Source organism: Dietzia sp. B19, assembly GCF_014145155.1.
GTDB classification, from domain to species: Bacteria; Actinomycetota; Actinomycetes; order Mycobacteriales; family Mycobacteriaceae; genus Dietzia; species Dietzia natronolimnaea.
In genome coordinates, this window is the sequence record NZ_JAALED010000104.1 from 1 (window position 1) to 6,031 (window position 6,031).

General features: G+C 69.0%; 7 protein-coding genes and 1 tRNA gene. 3 read left to right on the forward strand and 5 right to left on the reverse strand.

The window, feature by feature from the left end:
- Window positions 1–107 precede the first annotated feature (107 nt).
- Window positions 108–818 carry a TetR/AcrR family transcriptional regulator gene (locus G6020_RS04085; RefSeq protein WP_182609746.1) on the reverse strand — a complete coding sequence of 237 codons (711 nt, stop codon included), beginning with the start codon at window positions 816–818 and terminating at the stop codon, window positions 108–110.
- An 8-nt stretch (window positions 819–826) separates the two neighbouring features.
- A complete protein-coding gene (locus G6020_RS04090) occupies window positions 827–1,327 on the reverse strand; it encodes a peroxiredoxin (protein WP_182609747.1) in 501 nt (166 codons plus the stop codon).
- A gap of 149 nt (window positions 1,328–1,476) precedes the next feature.
- On the opposite strand from G6020_RS04090, the gene G6020_RS04095 reads away from it, so the two are divergent.
- A complete protein-coding gene (locus G6020_RS04095; RefSeq protein WP_179524868.1) occupies window positions 1,477–1,752 on the forward strand; it encodes a DUF3618 domain-containing protein in 276 nt (91 codons plus the stop codon).
- Window positions 1,753–1,909: 157 nt separating this feature from the next.
- Here the strand turns inward: G6020_RS04095 and G6020_RS04100 are convergent.
- Window positions 1,910–1,982: transfer RNA gene (locus G6020_RS04100), tRNA-Lys, on the reverse strand.
- Between the two features lie 201 nt (window positions 1,983–2,183).
- Between G6020_RS04100 and G6020_RS04105 the strand changes: the two genes are divergently transcribed.
- The gene (locus G6020_RS04105) at window positions 2,184–3,416 is read left to right on the forward strand and encodes an Ig-like domain-containing protein (protein ID WP_338404168.1); all 1,233 of its coding nucleotides are present in this window, start codon (window positions 2,184–2,186) and stop codon (window positions 3,414–3,416) included.
- Window positions 3,417–3,454: 38 nt separating this feature from the next.
- Here the strand turns inward: G6020_RS04105 and G6020_RS04110 are convergent, their stop codons facing one another.
- A complete protein-coding gene (locus G6020_RS04110; protein WP_182609748.1) occupies window positions 3,455–4,690 on the reverse strand; it encodes a cation:proton antiporter in 1,236 nt (411 codons plus the stop codon).
- 124 nt (window positions 4,691–4,814) lie between these two features.
- On the opposite strand from G6020_RS04110, the gene G6020_RS04115 reads away from it, so the two are divergent.
- A complete protein-coding gene (locus G6020_RS04115) occupies window positions 4,815–5,810 on the forward strand; it encodes a DUF2804 domain-containing protein (protein ID WP_182609749.1) in 996 nt (331 codons plus the stop codon).
- Window positions 5,811–5,829: 19 nt separating this feature from the next.
- Here G6020_RS04115 and G6020_RS04120 read toward each other — a convergent pair.
- The coding region (locus tag G6020_RS04120; RefSeq protein ID WP_241732565.1) for an ABC transporter ATP-binding protein at window positions 5,830–6,031 on the reverse strand (202 nt) is incomplete at its 5' end.

Genomic DNA, 6,031 nt, shown 5'->3' on the forward strand with positions numbered 1-6,031 from the left:
TTGGCGGAGTGTCCCCGATTTGGCGGACGGGATTCGCGTTCCGGGGCCGACTTCTCGCACCTGAGGTCCGCCAACCACCGCCATCTGCCAACCGCCGGCGGTCGACGTCAGCTGACCTGGGCTTCCTTCTCCGCCAGCCACAGATAGGCGGTGAGCATCCGCTTGAGCTCCGTGACGGTGGCGTCGTGGATGTCCTCGCCCGTGGCGGAGCCGGCGCTGACGGAGAAGTTCAGCATCGAATAGGCCACGTGGACCAGCACGTCGGCCATGAACGCGCGGCGCTGGCGCTCGGTGGCCGGCATGAGCGGGGCGAGCACGCTGGCGATCATCCTGGCGAGCTCGCGCTCGTTGACCGCGGCGGTGGCACGGGTGGCCGGGGTCGCCTGCGTGGCCAACCAGACCGCCCGCCGGGAGGGATCGCTCAGCCACAGGTCCGCCAGGTGGTCGAGGAAGTCGTTCAGCAGTTCCGGCCAGTCCAGCGCGGGGATCTTCTGAGCGAAGCGCTCGATCTCCTCGATCACGCCGTGGGCGTCCTGCCGGTCCAGCTCGCACACCAGGACGTACTTGTTGGCGAAGAACTGGTACAGCGTCCCGATGGGGACCCCGGCGCGGGAGGCGACCTCCTCGCAGGTGAAGGAGTCGAACCCCACCTCGACCAGCACGTCGCGCGCCGAGGACAGCAGCGCCTGGAACTTGCGCCGGCTCCTCTCCTGGATGGGCCGACGGCGCGGCACCAGGATGTTCGGCTCGTCCTGGACGGCCTCGTCAGCGGGATCCCGTACTGGTTCCTGCACTCGCTCGGGCGGGTCGGTGGGCATGGGTGGCGTCAGCCCTCCGTGGGTTCGGGCAGTTCCACACCGAGGAGCTTCGCGAGCATCGCCACGTGACCCTTGGCCCGGACGTTGTACCGCGCGAGGGAGAGCGTCCCGTCGGACTCCACGACGAACGTCGATCGGATCACGCCCATCACGGTCTTGCCGTAGTTCTTCTTCTCCCCGAACGCACCCCACTCGGTGAGCATGGTCTTGTCCGGGTCGGACAGCAGGGGGAAGGTGATGCCGTGCTTCTCGCGGAAACGCACGAGTTTCGCCGGCGGGTCGGGGGACACCCCCACGACCCCGATCCCCGCCTCCCGCAGCTGCTGGAGGGCCCCCTCGAAGTCCACGGTCTCCGTGGTGCATCCGGGCGTCATGGCGGCCGGGTAGACGTACAGCACCACGCGTCCGTGCGCGGCGAGCAGGTCCGCCAGCGACGTGGGGGTTCCGTCGGCGTCGGGGAGGGTGAAGGCGGGGGCGGTCTGGCCCACCTCGAGCCGTGGTGTGGTCACCGGTGCTCCTGAAGTCGGGTCGGGGTGTGTGATCACTCCAACCTATCCGATGCGTCGGCGCGCGGGCGCGGATCGCCGACGGGTGCAGTAGCGTGGGCGGGGTCCAGAATCCGCGGCTAACCGCGTGACGAGCGATCGACGGAGGTCTCGTGTCCAGGAGTTACGACAGCATCGAAGGCGACATCGCCAAGGCGCGTGACGATCTCGCGACGACGTTGGACGAGATCGTCGACCGGGTCAATCCCAAGAACCTCGCCGAAGAGGGCAAGGAGAGGGCCGTCGCCGCCCTCACCGATCCCCGGGTCCTCGCGGTGCTCGGCGGATTCGCGGCGCTGGTCATCGGGGGCATCTCGGTGTCCATGGCCAACAAGCGCAAGGAACGTCGGCGCATCGAGGCCTACCTCGAGGCGCGTCGGGCTCTCTGAGCTGCCGCCGCGCACCACAGCCCATCGAGAAGAGCGTTTCGCACATTCCCACTCGGGAAACGTGTGCGGAACGCTCTTCTCGTTGAATCACGGGGGTCCCGGCCGCGCTGCCGACACGACGAAGCCCCGGGTCGTGGACCCGGGGCTTTCTCTGTTGTGCGCCATCAGGGACTCGAACCCCGAACCCGCTGATTAAGAGTCAGCTGCTCTGCCAATTGAGCTAATGGCGCCTGCGTGGTGCGAGAGAAACAGTAACAGGACACCGGCGGCATCACGAAATCGCCTGGTCGGGGCGGGGGTGGCCGGTTTCTGACGGCGCATCCTTAACCAATTCGATATGGAATGCAATGATTTCCCCAGGCATACTGAGGAGGACTTCCCCTCGGCCCTGTCGACGTCCGGGGGGAGATGATGCTCGGAAGGGGCCATTAGTGAACTTGCGCCACACGGATCGGACCAGACGACGGGACCCGGGTTCCCGGTCGAGATCCCGTCTCGCTCTGGCCGCCGTGGTCGCCGGTTCGCTCGTGTTGACGGGGTGCACGATCGGGGCCGGCGGCGCGGGTGAGGCCCAGGTCGCCGAGGCGCCGGCCGAGCCGGCCGCGGTCATCGACCTGTCGGTCGAGGACGGATCATCCGACGCCAACCCCGCCGAGCCCGTGGTCCTCACCGCCAGCGACGGTCGCCTCGACACCGTGGTCATGCGGAATCCGGAGGGCGTCCAGGTCCAGGGCGAGTTCAACCCCGACCTGACGGAGTGGCGGACCACCGAGGACCTGGGTTACTCCCGTCAGTACACGCTCGAGTCCACCGCGACCGACGAGGACGGCCTGGTCACCCGCAAGAACGTCACGTTCAGCACCCTCACCCCGCGCATCATGACCGCGGCCTACCTCACCACCGGTCAGGGCTCGACGGTGGGCATCGGTCAGCCGGTCGCGGTGATGTTCGACGAGCCGATCTCGGATCGCCGTGCCGCCCAGGACAACATCCACATCCGTACCGAACCCGAGGTCGAGGGCGCCTTCTACTGGGTCTCCAACCAGGAGGTCCGGTGGCGTCCGGCCGAGTACTGGGCGCCGGGTACCACCATCGACGTCCACGTGGACATCTACGGCGAGGATCTGGGCGGCGGCATGTACGGCCAGGAGGACGCGCGCAGCGACTTCCGGATCGGCGACGCGGTCATATCCAGGGTGGACGACTCGACCAAGCAGATCGTGATCGAGCGCAACGGCGAGGTGGTCAAGACCATGCCCACCTCGATGGGCAAGCCCGACACCCCGACCCCCAACGGCACGTATGTGATCGGCGAGAAGCTCGCCTCGATGGTCATGGACTCCTCGACCTACGGCGTTCCTGTCGACTCGCCGGAGGGCTACCGGACCCCGGTCCAGTACGCCACGCGGATGTCATACAGCGGCATCTTCGTCCACGCCGCGCCGTGGTCCGTCTGGGCGCAGGGTAGCCAGAACGTGAGCCACGGGTGCCTCAACGTCACGACGGCGGACGCCAAGTGGTTCTACGACAACGCCAAGCGCGGCGACATCTTCGAGGTCACCGGCACGGTCGGCCCGACGCTTCCGGGGTGGGACGGTCTGGGCGACTGGAACGTCCCGTGGGAGACCTGGAAGGCCGGTAACGCAGACGCGGGCACGGCCTGAGGCCCGAGCCCCCCTCAGCGGGGGCGGACGCGCAGTGCTCAGCGTGATCGATCGGGATCCCGGTCGTCGCGGCGTTCGGCGGCCCTGAACAGTGCGCGGCCGGGAGCCGCGGAGACGCCGTGTGCGAGGGTGCTGGCCACCACGACCAGGGTGCCCACACCCAGCAACAGCGGATCCGGACCTGCTCTGGACGCCTCCTCGGTCAGATAGAACACCGCCGCGACCCCGACCGGTCCGAACCAACCGAGGAACGCCGCGTCGCGGACACGCAATCCGAGCGGCCGCATGAGGGCGAGAAGCACCGGCGGGCGCCGGAGGACGAGCACGGCGGCCGTGAGAAACACCGCCCCCCACCCCAACTGCTCCCACTGCTGCCACGGCAGCATCGCTCCGAGGACGAGGAAGAACGGCAGCACCGCGAACTGGTTGACCGCCTCATCGATCTCCACCTCCACCTGCCTCTCGTCTCCGACGCTGGTCAGGTTGAAGGCCAACCCCGAGACGAAGGCCGCGAAGACCCCGTTGACCCCCAGCAGGCCGGAGCCACCGAGGACCAGCAGCGCCAGGAGCAGGGTGAACAGCAGGATCGGGCCGTTCTCCGTAGCGTGGTGGCGCTCAGAGAAATGGAGGGCCTTGGCCGCCGATACCCCGGCGAGGACGCCCAGCACCACGGCGCCGAGGATCTCCCAGCCGATCTCCAGGGCGGCCTGCCCGGCGGTGAGGGGGGTCGCGATGGCGAGAGCGACCAGGACCAGGGGAAGGGCCAACCCGTCGTTCGCCCCCGACTCCAGAGACAGCAGTTGCCGGTCGTCTTCGGGCAGGTCCCGCTCGGCGGCGTCCCCGGTCACCGCGGCGGAGGAGAGGACGGGATCCGTGGGGCAGATCGCGGTGCCGAAGAGCAGCGCCACTGCGAAGGGGATGCCCAACGCCCAGATCGCAAGGCCTGTGGAGATTAGCGCCATCGCGGGCATCACCACCACCAGGAGGAGCGTCAGGCGTCGCCAGTGACGGCGGATCGCCGAGAAGGGATAGCGAAGAGCCACACCCATCACGGAGATGCCCAGAAGGATCTCGGCGCCGCGATGGAGCGTCGAGGGGTCGGTGACGATGTCGGGGACGTCGAAAACACCGAGGACCACGGGGCCCAGGACTATGCCGACCCCGAGTGCGATGAGCGGCTCCGATACGGGCCATCGGTGCAGTCGCGCGGACACGGCGACGATCACGACGCCGAGCGCGCCGACGGTCGTGAGCAACAGATCGAGTGTGGACACGGGCCCTCCAGGTCAGTCGGGTCCACCGCACCATAGGCAACCCCTGGCGGTCGCGCCATCGGTCCCTCGCGTCCCGCGGTGGACCGTGCGAATGCCGAGAGGGCGCGGATGGAAAAGTGGGCGCATGACCGACGAGCGTGAGATCACCCGGCCCACCGACCTGGCCCGTGGCCGCCGACTCGATCCGGCCGCCGTCGGCTGGACCCGCACGCCGTTGCACCGCACCGCCATCGCCGGGTGGGGGCGCACGAAGCGCTGGGAGTACTGGGGCATCGTGTCCGACCGGTTCGTGGTGGGGCTCACCGTGGCCGGTCTCGACTACCTGTCCACCTGCGCGGTCTACGTCCTGGACCGCCGAACCGGGGTGGAGACCACCCGCAGCGGGATCAGCCCGCTGGTCCGACCCGCCTTCAGCGACGGGGCGGGGGTGGGGACCGTGCACGCGTCGGCCGGCGTGGGTTCGGGTCGGGTGGGAATCGAGATCGACGACGACGACGACGAGGGCGCCACCGCGATCCGTGTTCGTGCGACCGGACTTCAGGTGGATCTGGAGATCGTCCGCCCGGGTCATGACAGCCTCGGGGTGGTGGTGCCGTGGAGTGAGCGCCGCTTCCAATACACGCTCAAGGATCTCGCCAACCCGGTCACCGGTTCGGTGACCCTGGACGGGGTCGCCCACGAACTCGGCACCGGGTGGGCGGTCCTGGACCGCGGGCGCGGACGCTGGCGGTATGCCACTCGATGGAACTGGGGAGCGGGCAGCGGTGTGGTCGACGGTGTGCCGTGTGCGCTGCAGGTGGGTGGCCGGTGGACGGATGGAACCGGGTCCACGGAGAACGGGATCCTCGTGGACGGCCGCCTGCACAAAATCAGTGAGGATCTGCACTGGAGCTATGACCTGGCGGATCCGGCGGCGGTGTGGCGGGTCCGCGGCGAGCGCCTGGACGCCACACTCACCCCGTTCCACCTCCGCAGGGACATCACCGAGCTCGGGATCCTGGCCGTGCGCACCCACCAGGCTTTCGGTACCTGGCACGGGACCGGGGTTCTCGACGACGGCACCACTGTGCGCCTGGACGGCGTGCTCGGCTGGGCGGAGGAGTCGCGTAACCGCTGGTAGGGCGCGGGGTCTCGCAGAGCTACCCCGCGCCGGGCAGCGTGAGAACCGAGTCGCAGCGGGCGATCACGTCTGCCTCATGTGTCGCTACGAGGACGGCGGCACCAGCGACGGCCGCCTGCTCGAGGCTGGCGAGCACGGCGCTGCTCGTCGCCCGGTCGAGTGCCGCGGTGGGTTCGTCGACGAGGAGCACGTCCGGCGCGCGGAGCAGCGCGGCGGCCAGG

Coding starts and splice junctions, on each gene's coding strand:
- G6020_RS04085 (WP_182609746.1), bottom strand. CDS start 818: ATGCCCACCGACCCGCCCGAGCGAGTGCAGGAACCAGTACGGGATCCC.
- G6020_RS04115 (WP_182609749.1), top strand. CDS start 4,815: ATGACCGACGAGCGTGAGATCACCCGGCCCACCGACCTGGCCCGTGGC.